The sequence below is a fragment of the Klebsiella sp. CN_Kp097 genome, from assembly GCF_040064495.1.
Classification (GTDB): domain Bacteria; phylum Pseudomonadota; class Gammaproteobacteria; order Enterobacterales; family Enterobacteriaceae; genus Klebsiella; species Klebsiella aerogenes.
Window position 1 is genome coordinate 192,307 of the sequence record NZ_JBEAIL010000004.1, and the last position, 20,906, is coordinate 213,212.

The 20,906-nt window shown below is 57.6% G+C and carries 20 protein-coding genes; 3 read left to right on the forward strand and 17 right to left on the reverse strand.

What is annotated here, in order from left to right; all coding sequences use genetic code 11:
* Positions 1 to 42: 42 nt before the first annotated feature.
* From accD to pdxB, 5 genes are all read right to left on the reverse strand, one after another.
* The gene (accD, locus tag ABLV07_RS06520; RefSeq protein WP_015365554.1) at positions 43 to 957 is read right to left on the reverse strand and encodes an acetyl-CoA carboxylase, carboxyltransferase subunit beta; all 915 of its coding nucleotides are present in this window, start codon (positions 955 to 957) and stop codon (positions 43 to 45) included.
* Between the two features lie 199 nt (positions 958 to 1,156).
* On the reverse strand, positions 1,157 to 1,816 hold the full coding sequence (locus tag ABLV07_RS06525; RefSeq protein ID WP_015365553.1) for a DedA family protein: 660 nt from the start codon (positions 1,814 to 1,816) through the stop codon (positions 1,157 to 1,159).
* A 51-nt stretch (positions 1,817 to 1,867) separates the two neighbouring features.
* A complete protein-coding gene (truA, locus tag ABLV07_RS06530; protein WP_015365552.1) occupies positions 1,868 to 2,680 on the reverse strand; it encodes a tRNA pseudouridine(38-40) synthase TruA in 813 nt (270 codons plus the stop codon).
* Entirely contained in the window at positions 2,680 to 3,693 is a 1,014-nt protein-coding gene (locus tag ABLV07_RS06535; protein ID WP_015365551.1) for an aspartate-semialdehyde dehydrogenase, read from the reverse strand. The genes truA and ABLV07_RS06535 overlap by 1 nt, the downstream gene beginning before the upstream one ends.
* A gap of 62 nt (positions 3,694 to 3,755) precedes the next feature.
* Complete coding sequence (gene pdxB, locus ABLV07_RS06540; protein ID WP_015706175.1) at positions 3,756 to 4,892, reverse strand: 4-phosphoerythronate dehydrogenase PdxB; 1,137 nt, start codon at positions 4,890 to 4,892, stop codon at positions 3,756 to 3,758.
* A 109-nt stretch (positions 4,893 to 5,001) separates the two neighbouring features.
* Here pdxB and flk point away from each other — a divergent pair, with 109 nt between their 5' ends.
* Positions 5,002 to 5,985: a flagella biosynthesis regulator Flk gene (gene flk, locus ABLV07_RS06545; RefSeq protein ID WP_020078229.1), complete on the forward strand. Its 984-nt coding sequence runs from the start codon at positions 5,002 to 5,004 to the stop codon at positions 5,983 to 5,985.
* A gap of 42 nt (positions 5,986 to 6,027) precedes the next feature.
* Here the strand turns inward: flk and ABLV07_RS06550 are convergent, their stop codons facing one another.
* The gene (locus tag ABLV07_RS06550) at positions 6,028 to 7,203 is read right to left on the reverse strand and encodes an MFS transporter (protein WP_348853346.1); all 1,176 of its coding nucleotides are present in this window, start codon (positions 7,201 to 7,203) and stop codon (positions 6,028 to 6,030) included.
* Between the two features lie 138 nt (positions 7,204 to 7,341).
* On the reverse strand, positions 7,342 to 8,562 hold the full coding sequence (fabB, locus tag ABLV07_RS06555) for a beta-ketoacyl-ACP synthase I (protein WP_015706178.1): 1,221 nt from the start codon (positions 8,560 to 8,562) through the stop codon (positions 7,342 to 7,344).
* Positions 8,563 to 8,720: 158 nt separating this feature from the next.
* Here fabB and mnmC point away from each other — a divergent pair, with 158 nt between their 5' ends.
* A complete protein-coding gene (gene mnmC / locus ABLV07_RS06560) occupies positions 8,721 to 10,709 on the forward strand; it encodes a bifunctional tRNA (5-methylaminomethyl-2-thiouridine)(34)-methyltransferase MnmD/FAD-dependent 5-carboxymethylaminomethyl-2-thiouridine(34) oxidoreductase MnmC (RefSeq protein WP_047054485.1) in 1,989 nt (662 codons plus the stop codon).
* A gap of 110 nt (positions 10,710 to 10,819) precedes the next feature.
* Here mnmC and ABLV07_RS06565 read toward each other — a convergent pair whose 3' ends face one another.
* The 6 genes from ABLV07_RS06565 to prmB are packed head-to-tail and all read right to left on the reverse strand — an operon-like array spanning position 10,820 to position 15,377.
* A complete protein-coding gene (locus tag ABLV07_RS06565) occupies positions 10,820 to 11,101 on the reverse strand; it encodes a YfcL family protein (RefSeq protein WP_015365545.1) in 282 nt (93 codons plus the stop codon).
* 32 nt (positions 11,102 to 11,133) lie between these two features.
* Positions 11,134 to 11,682, reverse strand: a complete 549-nt coding sequence (locus ABLV07_RS06570; RefSeq protein ID WP_042893869.1) for an elongation factor P hydroxylase — start codon at positions 11,680 to 11,682, stop codon at positions 11,134 to 11,136.
* On the reverse strand, positions 11,682 to 12,491 hold the full coding sequence (locus ABLV07_RS06575; RefSeq protein ID WP_015365543.1) for a sulfite exporter TauE/SafE family protein: 810 nt from the start codon (positions 12,489 to 12,491) through the stop codon (positions 11,682 to 11,684). The genes ABLV07_RS06570 and ABLV07_RS06575 overlap by 1 nt, the downstream gene beginning before the upstream one ends.
* Positions 12,491 to 13,315: a penicillin-insensitive murein endopeptidase gene (gene mepA, locus ABLV07_RS06580; RefSeq protein WP_015706180.1), complete on the reverse strand. Its 825-nt coding sequence runs from the start codon at positions 13,313 to 13,315 to the stop codon at positions 12,491 to 12,493. The genes ABLV07_RS06575 and mepA overlap by 1 nt, the downstream gene beginning before the upstream one ends.
* Before the next feature lie 3 nt (positions 13,316 to 13,318).
* Positions 13,319 to 14,404, reverse strand: coding sequence for a chorismate synthase (gene aroC / locus ABLV07_RS06585; protein ID WP_015365541.1), 1,086 nt, complete (start codon positions 14,402 to 14,404; stop codon positions 13,319 to 13,321).
* 40 nt (positions 14,405 to 14,444) lie between these two features.
* Complete coding sequence (prmB, locus tag ABLV07_RS06590; RefSeq protein WP_042893885.1) at positions 14,445 to 15,377, reverse strand: 50S ribosomal protein L3 N(5)-glutamine methyltransferase; 933 nt, start codon at positions 15,375 to 15,377, stop codon at positions 14,445 to 14,447.
* A 166-nt stretch (positions 15,378 to 15,543) separates the two neighbouring features.
* Between prmB and smrB the strand changes: the two genes are divergently transcribed.
* Entirely contained in the window at positions 15,544 to 16,095 is a 552-nt protein-coding gene (smrB, locus tag ABLV07_RS06595) for an endonuclease SmrB (RefSeq protein WP_015365539.1), read from the forward strand.
* A gap of 25 nt (positions 16,096 to 16,120) precedes the next feature.
* Here the strand turns inward: smrB and sixA are convergent, their stop codons facing one another.
* The 4 genes from sixA to ABLV07_RS06615 form a co-directional block, all read right to left on the reverse strand.
* Complete coding sequence (gene sixA / locus ABLV07_RS06600) at positions 16,121 to 16,606, reverse strand: phosphohistidine phosphatase SixA (protein WP_015365538.1); 486 nt, start codon at positions 16,604 to 16,606, stop codon at positions 16,121 to 16,123.
* 210 nt (positions 16,607 to 16,816) lie between these two features.
* Positions 16,817 to 18,961: a fatty acid oxidation complex subunit alpha FadJ gene (fadJ, locus tag ABLV07_RS06605; RefSeq protein ID WP_042893870.1), complete on the reverse strand. Its 2,145-nt coding sequence runs from the start codon at positions 18,959 to 18,961 to the stop codon at positions 16,817 to 16,819.
* The gene (gene fadI, locus ABLV07_RS06610; RefSeq protein ID WP_015706184.1) at positions 18,961 to 20,271 is read right to left on the reverse strand and encodes an acetyl-CoA C-acyltransferase FadI; all 1,311 of its coding nucleotides are present in this window, start codon (positions 20,269 to 20,271) and stop codon (positions 18,961 to 18,963) included. Before fadI ends, fadJ begins: the two co-directional genes overlap by 1 nt.
* Before the next feature lie 159 nt (positions 20,272 to 20,430).
* Positions 20,431 to 20,715 carry a YfcZ/YiiS family protein gene (locus ABLV07_RS06615; RefSeq protein ID WP_015706185.1) on the reverse strand — a complete coding sequence of 95 codons (285 nt, stop codon included), beginning with the start codon at positions 20,713 to 20,715 and terminating at the stop codon, positions 20,431 to 20,433.
* Between the last annotated feature and the right edge of the window lie 191 nt (positions 20,716 to 20,906).

Here is a 20,906-nt window from a genome sequence, read left to right on the forward strand (position 1 = left end):
GTAAAAAAAGGGCAGCGCCTGTCGGCCCTGCCCTCTGCATTATCAGGCCTCTGGTTCCTGATCCGGTACCGGTGGTACCACCTCGCCCTCGTGAGGCGCATCGGCCTGCGGCGAAGGAAGGTTCATCAGTTTCGCCAGGATGCTGGCTAATTTCAGACGCATTTCAGGACGACGGATAATCATGTCGATCGCCCCTTTTTCAATCAGGAACTCACTGCGCTGGAATCCCGGCGGCAGCTTCTCACGCACGGTCTGCTCGATAACGCGAGGACCGGCGAAGCCGATCAGCGCTTTTGGCTCGGCGATATTCAGATCGCCCAGCATTGCGAAGCTCGCGGAGACGCCGCCCATAGTCGGGTCGGTCAGCACGGAGATGTACGGTAAACCGCGCTCCTGCATTTTCGCCAGCGCCGCGGAGGTCTTCGCCATCTGCATCAGCGACATTAGCGCTTCCTGCATACGGGCGCCGCCGGAGGCGGAGAAGCAGATCAGCGGGCAGTTGTCTTCCAGCGCCTGCTCAACCGCACGGACGAAACGCGCGCCAACAACGGAACCCATCGAACCGCCCATAAAGGCGAATTCAAATGCCGCCGCCACGACAGGCATGCCGTGCAGGGTGCCTTTCATCACCACCAGCGCGTCTTTCTCGCCGGTCTCTTTCTGTGCAGAGGCCAGACGGTCTTTATACTTTTTCGAATCGCGGAACTTCAGCACATCCTTTGGCTCGAGCTCGCTACCCAGTTCCACGAGAGAACCTTCGTCCAGCAGGCTATGCAGGCGGTTGCGCGCCGACATACGCATGTGGTGATCGCACTTAGGGCAAACCTCCAGGTTGCGCTCCAGCTCTGCGCGGTACAGTACCTGACCGCAGCTGTCGCACTTGGTCCATACACCTTCAGGAATACTTGCCTTACGGGTGGGGGTTATATTGCTTTTAATTCGTTCAATCCAGCTCATTGATAACCTTTCTACCTGAACCTGGTCGATGCCAGTTTTGTCGCAAGGGGCGCATAATGCCACTTTTGCCCCTCACAGACCATGAATGTTGCACATTAAATCATAACATCCCGTAACATGGGATAAAAAAGTGGTCGAACCGCTCACACTTTGCGCGCCGGACGTCATAGCAACGCCCGGCGAGAATGCCGCTAAGGGCTTATTTAGCCTGCTTTGCCGCCGCCCGGCGATGGCGAATCACTTCGATAACGCCAGGCAGTACCGACAGGACGATAATCGCCACGATCAGCAGCTTCAGGTTTTCCTGTACGATCGGCAAATCACCGAACAGGTACCCGGCGTAGGTGAACAGCAGTACCCACAGCAGCGCGCCAACCACGTTGTACGCCGCAAAATGACGATAGGACATGTGACCCATTCCCGCCACAAACGGCGCAAAGGTTCTGACGATCGGCACAAAACGCGCGAGGATGATGGTTTTGCCGCCGTGGCGTTCATAGAAGGTATGGGTTTTGTCGAGATAGCTGCGACGGAAAATCTTCGAGTTCGGATTGCTAAAGAGCTTTTCGCCGAACAATCTACCGATGGTGTAGTTCAGGGCATCACCAACAACGGCGGCAATAACCATCAGCGCAACCATCAGGTGTACGTTGAGATCGTTAGTTGGCAGCGCGGAGAGCGCGCCGGCGACGAACAGCAGAGAATCTCCGGGCAGGAACGGCGTCACCACCAGGCCGGTTTCGCAGAACAGAATCAAGAACAGGATGGCGTAAACCCAGACGCCATACTGTGCGACCAGCTCCGCAAGGTGCACATCAATATGCAGGATGAAATCAATCAAAAAATGAATCAGGTCCATATTTGTCTTAGCCTTTAGTGACAACCGCCCCCTGTTACGGGGGCGCTGATATTAGTCCGCCAAAAACAGCGGGCCCATCGGCATCACCGGCAGGTCGAAATGGGCCGGATAATCCACCGACACCAGATACAATCCTTCCGCTTTCGCCGTCGCGGCAGCCAGAGTCCGGTCCTTCGCCGCCAGCAGTTCTGCAATCCAGCTCTCTGGCTGGTTTCCGGCGCCTACTTCCATCAGGCTGCCGACGATATTCCTAACCATATGATGAACAAAAGCGTTCGCTTTGATATCCACCACCACATAAGCCCCGTGACGGGTCACGTTGATATGCATCACGTTGCGCCACGGCGTGCGCGACTGACATTGCACCGCGCGAAACGAGGTGAAGTCATTCTCGCCAATTAAACACTGCGCGGCGCGATGCATCCGCCCGGCATCCAGAGGGTGGTAATAATGCGTCACCCCCTGGCTTAACACCGCCGGACGCAGGCGGTGATTATAGATGACGTAGCGGTAACGACGGGCCGTCGCGCTGAAGCGGGCGTGAAAATCGTCCGCAACATGCTTCACCCAACGCACGGCGATGTCACCAGGTAAATTCGCATTTACGCCCAGCGTCCAGGCGGCGTCTTTACGCTGAGCGCGGGTTTCAAAGTGCACCACCTGGCCGGTACCGTGAACGCCGGCGTCGGTACGCCCGGCGCAGAATACGTGTACCGGTTCGGCCGCCACCTGCGACAGCGCCTTTTCCAGCTTTTCCTGCACGCTGCGCACTTCGTTTTGCCGCTGCCAGCCGTAGTATTTGCTGCCGTCGTACTCGATGCCCAGCGCGATTTTATACACCGGCTGCTGCTGTGGTTCAGACATCAGTACAAATACTCCTGAACCAGCTTCTCGGCGATTTTCACCGCCATCAGCGCGCCGCCAAAGCGCACGTTATCGGCAACCGACCAGAACTGAATCTGCTCGGGCATGCCGTAATCGTTATGCACGCAACCGATGGACAGACGCGCGTTACCGGAAGCATCGCCGACCTGCGTCGGGAACTCGCCCTCTTCAGAAAGCTCGATATCCTCGCCACGGGTAAAGGCGTCGCGCGCCTCCTCCGCCGCCAGCGGACGCAGCGCTTCAAAATTCACCATCTGCGCATGACCATAGAAGACCGGCGATTGCACGACGCTTGCGGAAATCATCAGGCCGTCATCCTGCAGAATTTTGCGCGCTTCATCGACGATACGTCGTTCTTCGCGCACGCTACCTTCGCGATCCGGCAGAATCGGCAGCATGTTGAAAGCCAGCTGGCGCCCAAAGAAATCGTCCTCATCAATCGGAATACCGTTCAGCAGTTTCGCGCTCTGCCCCGCCAGCGCATCGACCGCTTTTTTCCCCTGCGCCGAGGCAGACAGCAGGTTGGTAACGGTAATACGCGACAGGCCGCCATCATCGATCAGCGGCTTCAGCGCCGTCAGCAGCTGGCTGGTCAGGCTGTTTGGTACCGCAATCACGTTACGGTTGCGGTAGTCGCCGAGCACGAACGGGTTGACGTCCGGCACCACCAGCGGCACGTCCGGCTCCAACGCAAACAGGCCGCTAAGATCGATAACCAGACAACCGGCGTTGGTGGCTTCTTCGACATACGCCGCGCTGGCTTCGACGCCCGCGGCGAAGAAAGCCAACTGGGCCTGGGTCCAGTCAAAGTCGGCGGCGTCCTGCACGATGACCGATTTGCCACCATAACGCAGATGTTCGCCCGCGCTTTCATTGCGCGCCAGCGCATAAATTTCGCCTACCGGAAACTGGCGTTCAGCAAGGGTTTCAAGCAGGGCTTCGCCTACGGCGCCGGTTGCGCCCAGTACGGCAATATTCCAGCCTTCAGACATGGTGGTGTACTCCAGAAAATAGCGACCCTGCCGGATTATCCGACAGGGGCATTAAGAAGATATTAACGAACAGGATGATGTACGGCATTAAAACCGAGCTGACGCAGCAGCGTCGCTGCTTTTTCATCGCTGCACTGTACGTACAGGGAAGACCATTCGCGGCGTTCCTGATAATTTTTGCGCAGCTTGTCGAATTCACCGGCAATGCCTGCCACTTTACGCAGCGGCGCATCATCGCGGCGCACATCATACACCAAATGGACCAGCCTTTTCAGCGTCGCCTGATCGAGTGGGCCGTGCAGAGTGATGCGGCCAAATTCAGGCGCCGGCAGTAGCGTATCCAGCGCCACCTGCTGCGGATGGCCAATAAACGCGCTATAGGCTTCAAAAACCTGGGTGGTGCCGCGCGCTTTGCCTTCAAGGGTATAACCGGCGATATGCGAGGTACCGATATCGACACGCGCCAGCAACTCGGTATTCAGATCCGGTTCGGGTTCCCAGACGTCAAGCACCACGCTCAGCTGCTGCCCGGCCTGCAAGCGCTTGAGCAGCGCCGCGTTATCCACCACCGGGCCACGGCAGGCGTTAATCAGGATCGCCCCCGGCTGCAGGCGGCTAATCAGCGCTTCATCGGCCAGATGCAGCGTTTTATACGGCCCGTCTTTAAACAACGGCGTGTGGAAAGTCAGGACATCCGCCTGCTGCACCAGCTCGTCCAGGCTGCGGAAGTCGCCTTCATCGCCACGATCGGCGCGCGGCGGATCGCAGAGTAATGTTTTAATTCCCAGCGCTTCCAGACGTTTTTGCAAACGCCCGCCAACGTTGCCGACGCCGACGATACCGACGGTACGATCAGCCAGCGCGAATCCGTCGCGCTCGGCGAGCATCAGCAGCGCCGAGAAAACATACTCCACCACCGCGATCGCATTACAGCCCGGCGCGGCGGAAAAGCCAATCCCCGCCTGCTGTAACCACGCTTGATCGACATGATCGGTGCCTGCGGTGGCGGTGCCGACAAACTTAATTGCCTTACCGGAGAGCAGCGCTTCATTCACCTTAGTGACGGAACGCACCATCAGCGCGTCGGCGTCGGTTAACGCTTCCTGCGGAATGGGACGACCGGGAACGGCCTGCACGTCTCCCAAACGGCTAAAAAGCTCACGCGCATAGGGCATATTTTCATCAACGAGGATTTTCACGGTTCAGTACCTGTCTGAGAACGAGAGTAAACCGGGGAAGTGTGCCATAATCTGGCCGCCAGGAACATCATCACCCGGCTTAAGTACAGCACTACGGTAAGGATTCATCATGACACCACCCGTTTCAGGTATGTCCGATCGCCCTCCGGGGACTGGCCCATCCGGCGCATCCGCCGTGGGCCCAAACGCGCTCACCATGCAGCAACGCACCGTTCTGGAGCGGCTGATAACGCGTCTGGTGACGCTGACATCGCAGCAAAACGCCGAAGTGTGGGCCTGCGTGAAGCACGATCTGGGTCTGAAAGGCGACACGCCGCTGCTGGCGAGCCATTTCAGCGCGGCTGAGAGCAACCTGAATCAGCGCTTAAGTATCGCTCAGCAAAACCACCACCATCGGCAAATTCTCGCCCAGCTCAGCGAACTGCTGACTCAGGGAAATAACCGTCAGGCGGTGAGCGATTATATCCGCCAGAATTACGGTCAAACCGTGCTGCATGCGCTGACCCAGGCGCAGCTGGAGAACGTGCTGCATCTGCTGCAAAACGGCCAGTTGGCGATCCCGCAGCCGCAGCAGCGTACGCCGACGCTGCGCCCTTTGCTGCCGGCGGAACATAACACCCTGAATCAGCTAGTGACCAAACTGGCCGCCGCTACCGGCGAATCGAGCAAGCTTATCTGGCAATCAATGCTTGAGCTGTGCGGCGTGAAATCCGGCGAACTGATCCCCGCCACCCACTTCACCCCGCTCTCGTACTGGCTGCAGGCGCGACAAACGCTGAGCGCGCAAACCGCGCCGACGATGAATTCGCTGCAGGCAGCGCTCAAGCAACCGCTGGAAGCGCAGGAGTGGCAGAAAATCGCCGATTTCGCGCAAAGCAGCTGGCAGGTGACGCCCACGACGACCTTAACCAGCCCGCAGGTGCTAACGCTATTAAATAAGGTCTTTGCGCTACGCGTGGCCCGCGCCCAGGCGACAATGGCAATTACTCCGGTCGAGCCGCTGCCCGCCCCCCATGCGGTGTATAGCAAAAAAGCGTGGACGGTGGCGATTGCCCTGCTGGTGGTGATTATTCTGCTGTGGCTGGTGCTGTAAGCTAAAAACAATCATGGCGGCCAGAACGCCGCCATGATGCCATTACTTACGCAGCGTCAGTAAAGTGACACCAATGCCCAATACCGCGCAAATCGCCCCGGCAAGGAACACGGAAGCATAGCCAAGCGAGGTGGCAAGCAGGCCAGCCAGCGGGCCAGTGACGCCGTAAGAGATATCCTGAAACGCGGCATAGCCGCCAAGCGCGGTGCCGCAAACCTGGGCCGGAACCCGTTTGACTACCTCAACGCCCAGCGCCGGGAAGATGAGCGAGCAACCGCAGCCGGTCAAAGCGGCGCCCGCCAGCGCCACCCAGGCGCCCGGCGCTTGCCATAGCAGCGTCAGACCAATCGCTTCAATCAGCAGTGATACCATCGCCACCTTAATGCCGCCAAAGCGATCCGGCATCCAGCCGAACAGAATACGCATCAGGACAAAAGCGCCGCCAAACGCGGTCAACGTGAAGCCGGCCATCGCCCAGCCGTGGCTAGCGAAATAGAGTGAAACAAAGGTACCGATCACCGCAAAGCCGACGCCCTGCAGGCCGAGACCAATTCCCGGTCGCCAGATCATGCCGATGACGCTCCATAGCGAAGGACGCTCGCCGCCGTGGGCGGGAACTTTACGGACCGTGCCGTTAATCGCCCACGCCAGCAGCGGCAGCGCCATCGTGACGCAGGCCAACGCCGCCACGCCGAAGCGGCTGTAAATCAGCAGCCCCAGCGGCGCGCCCACCGCCAGCGCCCCGTACATCGCCATGCCGTTCCACGACATCACTTTACCGGAACGTCGCGGGCCAACCAGCCCTAATCCCCAGCTTAAGTTACCGGTCAGCAGTTGGCTTTCACCAAAGCCGAGAATCAAACGTCCCAGCACCAGCAGGCCAAATTTGGCCATTACCGGCACCGGCAGCAGCGCCGCCGCCAGCCAGGCGCAGCCGGCCAGAGCACAGGCCAACATTCCTTGCAGCACCGAGCGTTTCGCGCCGTACTGATCGGCCAGTCTCCCGGCATAGCCGCGGGTTAATACCGTGGCGAGAAACTGGATGCCGACGGCCACGCCGACGAGTGTGTTGCCAAAGCCGAGATCGTGGTGCACAAATAGCGGGATAACCGGTAGCGGCAACCCCACGGTCATATAGGTCAGAAAAACCGCAAAGGTAATACGAAATAGCGAGAGATTCTCTGAAGCGTTGTTTATCGTTTTTGTCGCTGCGGACATGCGTTACCCCAGTTTTGCAGAGCAAGGCGAGAAGATGGAATGGGAATGATGGCGAGCAATTTGCCTGCTCTCGCCAGGCGCTGTCAAGACGTCAAAAAAAGGGGAGCCTCGGGCTCCCCTGGTACTGACTCTTACCGATTAGGCGTTGTATTTACGCATAACCAGGGTCGCGTTGGTGCCGCCGAAGCCGAAGCTGTTGGACATCACGGTGGTCAACTGAGCATCGGTCGGTTTGGTGACGATGTTAAGGCCGGCAGCCTGCTCGTCCATCTCTTCGATGTTGATGCTTGGCGCGATAAAACCGTGCTCCAGCATCAGCAGAGAGTAGATGGCTTCCTGTACGCCTGCGGCGCCCAGAGAGTGGCCGGTCATCGCTTTGGTGGCGGAGATAGCCGGGCTGTTGTCGCCGAAGACTTCGCGGATAGCACCCAACTCTTTCACGTCGCCTACCGGAGTAGAAGTGCCGTGGGAGTTCAGGTAGTCGATCGGGGTATCAACGCCGTGCATCGCCATCTGCATGCAGCGCACTGCGCCTTCGCCAGATGGAGCAACCATGTCCGCGCCATCGGAAGTCGCGCCGTAACCGACGATTTCCGCATAGATATGCGCGCCGCGCGCCAGCGCGTGTTCCAGCTCTTCCACCACGACCATGCCGCCGCCGCCCGCGATAACGAAACCGTCGCGGTTCGCATCATAGGTACGGGACGCTTTGTCCGGAGAATCGTTGTATTTAGTGGACAGCGCGCCCATGGCGTCGAATTCACAAGCCATTTCCCAGCACAGCTCTTCGCCGCCGCCGGCAAAGACGATGTCCTGTTTGCCCAGCTGAATCTGTTCTACCGCGTTACCGATGCAGTGTGCGGAAGTGGCGCAAGCGGAGCTGATAGAGTAGTTGACGCCGTGGATTTTAAACGGCGTGGCGAGGCAGGCAGATACGCCGGAAGCCATCGCTTTAGTCACAACGTATGGGCCCACGGCTTTCAGACCACGCGGGCTACGCATGGCATCGGCGCCGAAGACCTGGAATTTCGGGGAGCCGCCGCCGGAACCTGCAATCAGGCCGACACGCGGGTTGTTCTGGTATGCTTCCGGCGCCAGACCGGCGTCGGCTACCGCCTGCTCCATGGACAGATAAGCATAGATGGATGCATCGCTCATAAAGCGAACTACTTTGCGGTCAATGAGGCCCGTGGTATCCAGTTTGACGTTGCCCCATACGTGGCTACGCATTCCTGAATCCTTCAGCTCCTGAGAGAAAGTGATCCCTGAACGTCCTTCACGCAGAGATGCCAGGACTTCCTGCTGGTTATTACCGATGCTGGAAACGATGCCCAAGCCAGTAATCACTGCACGTTTCATTCAATACCTCTGTAAGTCGCACTATTTTAAGTTTCGAGTCGCACAATAGCGTACACTTGTACGCCGAACAAGTCCGATCAGCCATTTTGTGTATAAATTTGCGCCTTCTGGCACACATCGTTAAGATCGCGCTACGCCTTGTGATTCGAGTAACTTACGTGAAACAAAACGCCATACAACCCGCCAACCTGGAATTCAACGCTGAGGGTACACCTGTTTCCCGAGATTTTGACGACGTTTATTTTTCTAATGACAACGGTCTGGAAGAGACGCGCTACGTTTTTCTCAACGGCAACCAGCTTGATAGCCGTTTTCCAACCCACCCGCGCCCGCTGTTTATCGTCGCGGAGAGCGGCTTCGGCACCGGGCTCAATTTCCTGACGCTGTGGCAGGCGTTTGCTGTTTTTCGTCGCGATAATCCGCAGGCTACGCTGCAAAGATTACATTTCATCAGTTTTGAAAAATTTCCCCTGAAGGCCGACGACCTGCGCCTGGCGCACCAGCACTGGCCGGAACTGGCGCCATGGGCTGAACAGCTACAGGCGCAGTGGCCATTGCCAATCGCGGGCTGCCACCGCCTGCTGCTCGACGATGGCCGCGTCACGCTGGATTTATGGTTTGGCGATATCAACACGCTCACCGACCAGCTTGACGATTCACTCAACCGCCAGGTCGACGCCTGGTTCCTCGACGGCTTCGCGCCGGCGAAAAACCCGGATATGTGGACGCCGGGGCTGTTTTCAGCCATGGCGCGTCTGGCCCGCCCCGGCGGCACGCTGGCGACCTTCACCTCCGCTGGCTTCGTTCGCCGCGGGCTGCAGGAGGCCGGCTTTAGCATGCAAAAACGCAAAGGCTTTGGTCGCAAGCGCGAAATGCTAATCGGTAAATTGACCGCCGACGTTCCGACATTCGCGCAGACGCCATGGTTTGCCCGCAGCGGTAGTCAATCGCGCGAAGCGGCGGTGATCGGCGGAGGTATCGCCAGCGCCCTGCTCTCGCTGGCGCTGCTGCGTCGCGGCTGGCAGGTGACGTTGTACTGCGCTGACGATGCGCCCGCCAGCGGCGCATCCGGCAATCGTCAGGGCGCGCTGTATCCGCTATTAAGCCAGCACGACCCTTCGCTGGCGCACTTTTTTCCGGCGGCGTTTACTTTCGCGCGCCGCCTCTACGACGCCCTGCCAGTGGAATTTGATCATCAATGGTGCGGCGTAACCCAACTCGCCTGGGATGAAAAAAGCACGCAGAAAATCGCCCAAATGCTGGCTTCAGATTTACCGGCGGAGATCGCCTGCGCGGTGACGGCGGAGCAGGTTGCTGAACTGACCGGCGTTGATACCGGCTGCGGCGGTATCACCTATCCGGCCGGCGGCTGGCTGTGCCCGCAGCAGTTGACGGCAGAATTGCTGGCGCTGGCGGCGACACAGGGATTACGCAGCCACTACGGTTATCCCGTCGAAACGCTCAGCGCGGAGGGCGACGGCTGGTTGCTCAATCAGCAGCATCGTCATCAGGCGGTAGTACTGGCGAACGGACATCGCCTGACTGATTTTGCCCAGACCAGGCAGTTACCGGCTTATCCGGTCGGCGGCCAGGTCAGCCATATCCCCACCACGCCGGGGCTTTCCGCCCTGCGCCAGGTGTTATGTTATGACGGCTATCTGACACCGCAAAACCCCAAGAATCAGCAACACTGTATCGGCGCCAGCTATCATCGCGGCAAGACGGATACCGATTTCAGCGCCGAAGATCAGTGGCAGAATCGCCAGCGCCTGATTGATTGTTTCCCGCAGGCGGCATGGGCAAAAGAGGTGGATGTTAGCGGCAACGAAGCCCGCTGCGGCGTACGCTGCGCCACCCGCGACCACCTGCCGATGGTGGGCAACGTTCCGGATTATGAGAAAACGTTGACGCAGTACGCCACGCTTCACCAACAGCAGGAAAATGTCGGCAGCGCGCCGGTCTATCACAATCTGTTTATGCTCGCGGCATTGGGATCTCGTGGGTTGTGCACCGCGCCATTGAGCGCCGAACTGCTGGCCGCGCAGATGAGTGAAGAACCGCTACCGCTGGATAGCGAAACCCTCGCGGCGCTGAATCCGAATCGGCTGTGGGTGAGAAAACTGCTGAAGGGAAAAGCGGTAAAATAACGCCGGCTTGCGCCTTATACCGACCTGGGTTTAGTCGCCCCGGTAGGCGCAGCGCGACCGGGGAGAGTCTCCGGATGTGGGCTACCGCCTCATCCGGATGACATCATTTATCAGGCCTGATTTTTCGCCTGCTGGTACAGGTTATTCCACATCCCTTGCACCAGAATCTGATCCGGCGGCGATAGTTCGCCCGCGCTGATGGCCTTTTCCAGGCTGCTGGCGACTTTATCATTAATCGCCTGCGCCGTATGTTCCCCTTCCCCTTCCAGCTCAGCCACCGCCAGCGTCAGGTGGCCGCGCAGATAACCGCCAGCAAACAGTTCGTCATCACTGGCGTGGTCTACCATATCGTCAATTAACGCCAGAATGCGTGATTCAAACTCCGCGATCATCGTCTTTCCTCTTTCATTTGTAGAACGTGGCTTTAGTGCAGGTCTTCCGGCCACGGAAATTGTTCTGCCGTCAGCGGCGGCGTTTGATAATACTGTTGCAGCGCGCGAATAAAGCGTGCCGGACGCTCGGGGATCCCCTCTTGCAGATAGGTCATCACCTGGGCATGTACGCGCCGTTGAAAGGCGATGCGGTCAGGCTCAAAGTCGCCTTCAAGGTTGTCGCAGCTGACGTTAAACGGAAATCCCGCCGCCGTGCAGAACAACCAGTCAAAAGCCTGTGGCTTGACCTCGACGTCTTCGAACTTGCTTTGCGTCATCGCATCGCGGCCGTCCGGGCAGTACCAGTAACCAAAATCTACCTGCTCTCGCCGCGCCTTGCCGGCGATACACCAGTGGGAAATTTCGTGCAGCGCGCTGGCGTAAAAGCCGTGAGCAAACACGATCCGGTTGTATGGCACTTCGCTATCTGCAGGAAGATAGATCGGTTCGTCGTCGCCTTTAATCAGACGGGTATTAAAATCATCGGCGAAGCACTTGTCGAAGATCTCGACTAACTGCTGATAATGGTGTTGCTGTTGCATTAGTGAATTCCCAACCACTGCAAAATCTCAGCCCCGTGGCTGTCGTAAAGAAGTTTAGCGCTCATCACCGCGGAGACGATGACGATCATCGGCCGAATCAGCGACTGCCCTTTACTCAGCACCAGCCGCGAACCGGCGCGAGCGCCGATAAACTGTCCGGCCATCATCACAAAACCGGTAGCCCAAATCACTTTGCCGCCAATGATAAACAGCAGCAGGCCGCCAATATTGGAGGTGGCGTTTAGCAGTTTGGCGTGAGCGGTGGATTTCGCGAGATTAAACCCGGCGAGCGTCACAAAGGCCAGCGCATAAAAAGAACCGGCACCGGGGCCAAAAAAACCGTCGTAGAAACCCACGCTGCCGCCAGCGACCAGCGCGAACGGCAAACCATACAGGCGACGCTGACGATCGGATTCGCCAAGCTTAGGCATCAGCAAAAAGTACAGCCCAATGCCGATCACCAGCAGCGGCAGGATTTGCTTCAAAATATCGGACTGCACGTGCTGCACCAGCAGCGCCCCCGCCGTCGAGCCGATAAACGTCATCAGAATATTGAGTTTCTGATCGGCAAGATTTACCACCTTGCGACGGATAAAGTAGAGCGTCGCGGAAATGGAACCGCCGCAGGCCTGTAGCTTATTGGTCGCCAATGCCTGAGCGGGCGGCATACCTGCCGCCATCAACGCCGGGACGGTTAACAACCCGCCGCCGCCAGCTAAGGAATCAATAAATCCGGCCAGAATCGCGACGAAAAAGAGCGCCACCAAAACCATTGGCGACACCATAAACAGTTCGACAAAACTATCCATTAGAGAAGATGCTCATCCAGTAGCGCCTGGCAGGAAGGCGGCAGCGGAGGCGGCGTCTTCTTCACAGGTGGGGTTGACCCAGGTTTAGGCGGTTCAAACCAGCTTTGCAGCTCGGCTCCGCAGCCATCGCCAGCCGGCGGCGGCGCTTGATCTTCGCACTCGAGGCTGCCCGCCGGGCAGCGCAGGCGCACGTGCATGTGGGCGCGATGCTGGAACCACGGGCGAACTTTGCGTAGCCATTGGCGATCGTTACCAGCATCGAGACACAATTGCTGTTTGATAGCCGGGTTGACGAAAATACGCGTCACATCGTTATCTTCCGCCGCCATTTTAATCAGGTTACTGATTTGCGGGCTCCACAGTGACGGCACCACCCGCTTGCCATCGCGGGCGACTAAGTCCAGCGCCTGTGGTTTCAGCAGTTGCGCGGAGGTCCAGCGGGTCTGCGGCAATTGCAGGAAAATATCAACATCCAGACCCGACTGATGGCTAGCGTGGCCGCCGTTAAAGCGCCCGCCGGCAGGCATGCCCATATCGCCAATCAGCACCGTCCCCATACCTTTATTGTGCGCCTGCAAACTCAGCCGCTGAATAAACTGCACGAGATCCGGGTGGCCGAAGTAGCGACGCTGATCGGTACGCATCACCTGGTAATCAGGGGAGTTCAGCGGTAGCGGCTGGGCGCCGACGATGCAGCCATTGGCAAACGCGCCAATAGACTGGGCGCTGCCGCTAATCGGCTGGGATATTTTCTGCCACGGCGTCGCCGCCAGGCTGGCGGTGCTGGCCAAAAGCGCCAGCAGTGCGATAACGGTATTTTTCATCGGTTACCAGCGTGGAATTGATGTTGTCACGTCGCCATTCTGCGCGCGTTGACGCATAAAGTGATCCATTAACACGATAGCCAGCATGGCCTCGGCGATCGGAACCGCGCGAATGCCGACGCACGGATCGTGACGCCCTTTGGTGATCATTTCGACTTCTTCGCCGAAGCGGTTAATCGTATGACCGGGAACGGTAATACTGGAGGTTGGCTTCAGCGCGATGTTAGCAACAATTTGCTGGCCGCTGCTGATACCGCCAAGAATGCCGCCGGCGTGGTTACTCTGGAAGCCGGCTTTGGTGATTTCGTCGCGGTTTTCGCTGCCGCGCAGTTTGACCACCTCAAAACCATCGCCGATTTCTACCCCTTTCACCGCGTTGATGCTCATCAGCGCGTGGGCGATATCGGCATCCAGGCGGTCGAACACCGGCTCGCCGAGGCCCGGAGGAACGCCGTCAGCCACGACGGTCACTTTCGCGCCAATAGAGTCGCCCTCTTTTTTCAGGCCGCGCATCAGTTCATCCAGCGCGTCGATTTTATCCGGATCCGGGCAGAAGAACGGGTTCTGCTCAACCTGATCCCAGTCTTTGATGGCCAACGGAATATCGCCCATCTGCGTCAGGCAGCCGCGGATCACAATACCAAATTTAGCCGCGAGGAATTTTTTGGCAATCGCCCCGGCAGCCACGCGCATCGCGGTTTCACGCGCAGACGAACGGCCGCCGCCTCGATAGTCGCGCAGGCCGTATTTCTGCTCGTAGGTGTAATCCGCATGACCCGGGCGGAACAGATCTTTAATCGCGCCATAGTCCTGGGAACGCTGATCGGTGTTTTCAATCAACAGGCCAATACTGGTGCCGGTGGTCACGCCTTCGAAGACGCCGGAAAGGATTTTCACCTGGTCCGGTTCGCGGCGCTGGGTGGTGTAACGCGATGTCCCAGGGCGACGGCGATCCAGATCGTGCTGCAGGTCAGCTTCGGTCAGCGGAATGCCTGGCGGCACCCCGTCGACGATGCAACCCAGCGCCAGGCCGTGCGATTCGCCGAAGGTGGTGACGCGAAAGAGTTGTCCAATTGTATTTCCTGCCATCACGGCTCCATTCTTTTCGTTATGTTTGCGTGTTGTTTTTTTAGTCTTTATAAATGCCGAAATGCGCACGCGCGTCAATGAGCTGATGTTTAGTCAGCATAAAGACGCCATCACCGCCGTTATCAAACTCAAGCCAGGTGAACGGCACGTCCGGGTACTGCTCCATCAGATGTACCATGCTGTTACCGACTTCACAAATCAGAATACCGTCGTCGTTGAGGTAATCCGGCGCGCAGCCAAGAATGCGGCGCGTCAGCTTCAGGCCATCGCTACCGGAAGCCAGACCCAGAACCGGCTCATGCTCATACTCATCGGGCAGATCGGCCATATCTTCTTCATCAACGTACGGCGGATTGGTCACGATCAGATCGTACTGCAGCTTCGGCAGATCGCGGAACAGATCGGAACGGATCGGGGTAACCTGGTTAATCAGGCCATGTTCTTCAACGTTATGTTCGGCAACGGCCAGCGCGTCCGGGGAGATATCGACAGCGTCGACTTCGGCTTCCGGGAAGGCATAGGCGCAGGCGATGGCAATACAGGCGCTACCGGTACACATATCGAGAATATGCTGCGGTTTGTGGTTTATCAGCCCGGAGAACTGGTTATTGATCAGTTCGCCAATCGGCGAGCGCGGTACCAGCACGCGCTCATCGACATAGAATTCATGGCCGCAGAACCATGCTTTGTTGGTCAGGTAAGCGACGGGAATGCGTTCGTTGACGCGGCGAATCACGCGCTCGACGATACGATGTTTTTCGCTGGAGGTCAGGCGCGCGGTGCGCATATCTTCCGGTATATCTAACGGCAGGTACAGCGAGGGTAATACCAGCTGTACGGCCTCATCCCACGGGTTATCGGTGCCATGACCGTACCAGATGTTGGCGGCGCTAAAACGACTTACCGCCCAACGCAGCATGTCCTGAATGGTCTGCAGCTCATTGACCGCTTCATCAACAAAAATTTTATCCACGCAATCCTCCAGGGCACGCTCTGCTATAAATTCGGCGGCTAGTTTGCCACGACGGCGGCGATAAATCAGCATTCTTGCGCAGCCGGAGTGGGGAAAAATAGGTTTTCCTTGCCTGAAGCGCGGGCGAGTCGGGTAAACTAACGAAAAGAAATAGTGAGATTGGGCAATGAAAAAGAAAACACCGCTAAGCGCGGAGGATCAGGCGCTGTTCCGCCAGCTAATGACCGGCACCCGGCAAATTAAACAGGACACTATCGTACACCGCCCGCAGCGCAAGAAGCTCAGCGAGGTTCCGCCTAAGCGATTGCTGCAGGAACAGGTGGATAACAGCCACTATTTTTCCGACGAATTTCAGCCGTTGCTCAATACGGAAGGCGCGATGAAGTACGTGCGCGCGGATGTCAGCCATTTTGAGCTGAAAAAACTGCGCCGCGGCGACTATTCGCCGGAGCTGTTTCTCGATCTGCATGGCCTGACCCAGATGCAGGCAAAACAAGAATTGGGCGCGCTGATTGCCGCCTGCCGCCGCGAACATATCTTCTGCGCCTGCGTGATGCACGGACACGGCAAACATATCCTCAAGCAGCAAACGCCGCTGTGGCTGGCGCAACATCCGCATATTATGGCGTTCCATCAGGCACCAAAAGAGTACGGCGGCGATGCCGCGCTATTGGTACTGATTGAAGTTGAAGAGTGGTTGCCGCCGGAGCTTCCGTAAGCGGAAGCTCCGAGGGTGGAAAGCCTTAGATGGCTTTCGCCATTCTCAAATTGCAGGGGCTCATCTGCCAGTTGAATTCGCCCTTGCCGTCGGCGTCGAGGGTGACGCAGGCAATCGCTGAGGTAGTAAACATCGGGGGCGTTTCCCCCGGGCACAGCTCTGAGACGAGGTACCCCACCAACGGCAGGTGTGAAACGACCAGCGCCGTTTTCACGCCCTCATTCGCCAGCGCCTGAAGATAAGCGCTAACCATCCCTACATCGCCGCACGGCGTGAGTTCCGGCATCACGTCGACATCTTTCGGCAGGTTCATGCACTCCCCTACCACGTCGAGAGTTTGCTCTGCACGCAGGTAAGGGCTGACAAGCACCCGCTCAATATCCACTTTTTGACCTTTCAGCCAGGTTGCCATCTGACGAGATTCGTCACAACCGCAAACGGTTAAGGGACGAACGGAGTCACTGGCTGCATCGAGGGCAGCGTCGCCGTGACGCATGATAAAAACTTGCATATTGCACCGCTTTTGTTAACCAGAATCACCGCAACTCGCTCTGCGTAAACAATACGCAGGCGACCCGGTGGCCGGGCATTGTGCCTGATCCATCCAACGAATGAAACGCTGTTTTTTACCTCAATGGCGTAAGTATAGTCAATATTTGTTTACAAAACCGCCAATCAACAGCGCCAGCCAACGTTGGATTTACCTTCTTTTGACCATAACTTAGGTCGTCCGTTCACCAGTGGGCCAAAAGGTCGCCCCCTGCTCGGCCATGCGCAATAAGGTGTCGCACGGAGAAAAACGAGGGCCGTACTGTGCGGCCAGACGCTGCAAGATTGCGGCGACTTCACCCGCGCCGAGGCTATCCATATAGCGGAACGGGCCGCCGAGAAACGGCGGAAAACCTATACCAAAGACGGCGCCAATATCGCCATCACGCGCGCTACGTACGATCTGTTCATCAAAACAGCGCGCCGCCTCGTTGAGCATCATCATCACGCAGCGTTCAGCGACCTGCTGAGCAGACAAACGCGCCTGCGGGCTAGCCACTGCCAATAATGGGTAAATAGCCGGGTCAGCCCGTTTTTTGCTTTTACGCCTTTTTGTCTCATAAAGATAGAAACCGCGATTATTTTTTCTGCCTTTGCGATCGTCCTTCAAAATCGCGTCAATGATGTTTGCAGGCGGGCTAAAACGTTCACCAAAAGCGGTCTCCAGTACCGGGATAATCTTAGTGCCGGTATCAATGCCGACTTCATCCAGCAACTGAATAGGTCCAACCGGGAAACCAAATTTAACCAACGCATTATCAATATGTTCAACCGGCTCGCCCTCCAGCAGCAGGCGCATGGCTTCATTGATATAGGGCGCCAGAATACGGTTAACATAAAAACCTGCGCGATCCGCGACCACGATTGGCGTTTTGCCCTGCAGCTTCGCCAGCTTCACCACCGTGGCGATGGTTTGCTCATCGGTCGTTGCGTGCGGGATAACCTCAACCAGCGGCATTTTTTCGACCGGGCTGAAAAAGTGCAGACCAATTACCTTCTCTGGCCGCGCGGCCTGAGCGGCGATCTCGCCGATCGGTAGCGATGAGGTATTGGAGGCAAAGATCGTCTGCGGCCCGCAGCATTGTTCGATCTCGCCAACCATCCGCTGTTTCAGCGCCAGATCCTCAAACACCGCTTCGATGACCACATCGCGGTGGGCAAAGCCATGATAATCCGTAGCGCCGGAAATCAGCGCCAGCTGACGATCGCGTTCACTGGCGCGCAGATAGCGGCGACGCACTTGCTTATCCAGCAGATCCCAACTGTACTTGAGCGCATGATTGATGCCTTTCGCCTGAATGTCTTTTATGCGTACCGGCAGGCCGCCTTTACAGGCGGTGACGTAAGCAATTCCGCCTCCCATTAAGCCGCCGCCGAGTACAGCAATGCTATTCAGCGGAGCGGGGTCAGCTTCGGCGCCACGATCTTTTTTCAGATCGGTGCTGGCAAAGAAAATAGAACGTAACGCTTGCGATTGCGGCGTCATCGCCAGTTCGCCAAACGCTCGTGCCTCTTCGGCGTAACCGCTGCTGCAGCCGTGCGCCAGTCCGTTTTCTATCACCTGTAAAATACGTTCTGCCGCCGGGTAATTACCCTGCGTTTTTTGCCGGGTCTTTTTCGCCACCATGCGGAACAGCAGTTGACGCCCCAGAGGCCCGGCAAGTACCCGTTCGCGCACCGGTACAGTTCGGCTCGCCGGCCGCCCCTGTAACGCCAGCTCAACCGCGGTCCGCAGCAATATTGATTGCGGGACAACATCGTCCACCAGCCCGGCTTTCAACGCCTGACGCGGACGCAATTGTTTACCGGTGAGGATCATTTCAAGCGCCGTACTGACGCCAATCAGCCGCGGCAGACGTTGAGTGCCGCCGGAGCCCGGTAGCAACCCCAGTTGCACTTCCGGCAATCCCAACCGCGTTTTATCATCGTCGCTACAGACACGCCCATGACAGGCCAGCGCCAGCTCCAGGCCGCCGCCAAGGCAGGCGCCGTGAATGGCGGCAATCACCGGGATAGAAAGCGCGTGGATCTCGGACATGATCTGCTGGCCCTGGCGCGCCAGCGCTTCGGCTTCTGCGGCGCTGGTACAACGAGCAATCATGTTGATATCCGCGCCGGCGATAAAGTTGTCGGGTTTAGCGGAGATAAATACGGCGCCGCGCAGCGCCTTATTTTCGCGGAGCTGGCGAATAATCGTCCGCACCTCGCCGCCGAACTCGGCTTTCAGGGTATTCATCTTTTCGCCGGGCGCGTCGATGGTAATAACGGCGATGTTATCCGGGCGAATTTCAAGCGTAAAAGCTGTTGCCGCTTCCATTATTCGACCTCCAGAACCATAGCGGAACCTAAACCCCCCGCCGCGCAGGCGGTAACCAGACCAAATCCGCCGCCGCGTCGCCGGAGTTCATGCAACGTCTGGGTAATCATGCGCGCGCCGGTCGCCGCAAAGGGGTGTCCGTAGGCAATAGAGCCGCCCAGCACGTTGAACTTGCTGGCATCGACTTCCCCGGTTGCCTGTGAACGGCCCAGCACTTCCCGGGCGAAACGATTACTGGCTAAACATTGTAGATTCGCCAGTGTCTGCGCGGCGAAAGCTTCATGCATATCAATCAACGTGAGGTCTGCAAGGGTAATTCCCGCCCTATCCAACGCCAGCGGCGTCGCCCACGCCGGCCCCAGCAACATATCCTGCCAGACATCAATAGCGGTGAAAGCATAGCTACGCAGGTAGCCCAGCGGCGTTAACCCCAACTCTTTGGCCCGGGATTCGGTCATCATGATCACCGCGGCGGCGCCGTCGGTGAGCGGCGTACTGTTTGCCGCCGTGACGCTACCGTGTTTACGATCGAACGCCGGACGTAACTTTTGGTAATCCGCCAGGGTTGAATTTTTACGAATATTGTTGTCCTGCTCCAGCGGCTCGCGATAAGGCGGTACATAGGCCGTCATCACTTCACTGGCCAGTTTGCCCTCTTCCCAGGCGCGGGCGGCAAGCTGGTGTGAACGCAGCGCCAGCGCGTCCTGATCTTCACGGCTAATGCCCCAGGTTTTCGCCATCTGCTCGGCGGTGTCGCCCATCCGCAGGCCGGTGGAGTATTCAGCGACAGCAGGCGGCACCGGTAAAAGATCGCGCAGGCGCAGGCGGGAAAAGAGTTTTAGCCGTTGGCCAAGGGTGCGCGCTTTATTGGCATCCACCAGGGTGCGGGCCAGTTTTTTACTCACGCCGATGGGGAGAACGGAGGAGGAATCAGCGCCGCCGGCGATGCCCGCGCGGATCGTGCCGGCCATCAGGCTTTCGGCAATATTAGCTACCGCCTGGAAACTTGTGGCGCAGGCGCGGCTGACGCTATAGGCGTCGGTATGCACATTCATGCCGGTACCGAGCACGATTTCACGAGCAATATTCGGCGCTTCCGGCATCTGTACAACCTGGCCGAAGACCAGTTGTTCAATCACTTCCGGGGGAACTTCACTGCGCGCCAGCATTTCGCCGACGACCATTTTACCCAGATCTACGGCCGGAACGCCGTGATACGCCGTCGCCTGACGGGCAAATGGGGTACGTAAACCGCTGACAATGGCAATGCGATCGCCCTGACGGGTGATAAGCGGTAATGCCTGACTCATAACTCTCCCCTGTTAACCGATAAAACCAAGTGGTCTGACCTGATAACTAGTCTTAACTAATTTTTTACATTAAGCCAATCGGGGAAGAGAAAAAGTGGGAGCCAAAACACATTGAATAGAAAAGATAACGCCTCAAGAAAGAGGCGTTAAGAGAGAGGATTAACGTAACCCCAGTTGGAAGATCAGCGATTCAGCTTCGCAGCTAAAAACAAAATCGATATTCAACTGCACGCCGCCGTCAACGTCGGTGAACGTCGAGTTAATTTTGCACGGTTCAGATTCCACATTGCGGGCTTTTTCGCTCAGCGCGGCGAGGGTTGCTTCCGCTTCAGCGCGGTTTGCAAACACGCGGCTGTAGGAGGCGGTGCAGTCGGTGTTGTCCACAATGGTGCCAACATCCATACAGCAGCAAACCGGGGTTTCATCAGCGCTACATTTACTCATCGTAGATTTCCTCTGTATATGCACCTTCGGTGCCAGACAAATAATGCGCCTATTTTACGCCCGCCCTCGTCCCCCCTCCAGTTGTTAATGGCAGGAAAACGCTTAAGTGACAGAAATCACACTTAAAAATGATCCAAAACAAAAATGCCCCAAATTGGGTATGACTAAGCAGGGCAATTTTGCCAGCTGGA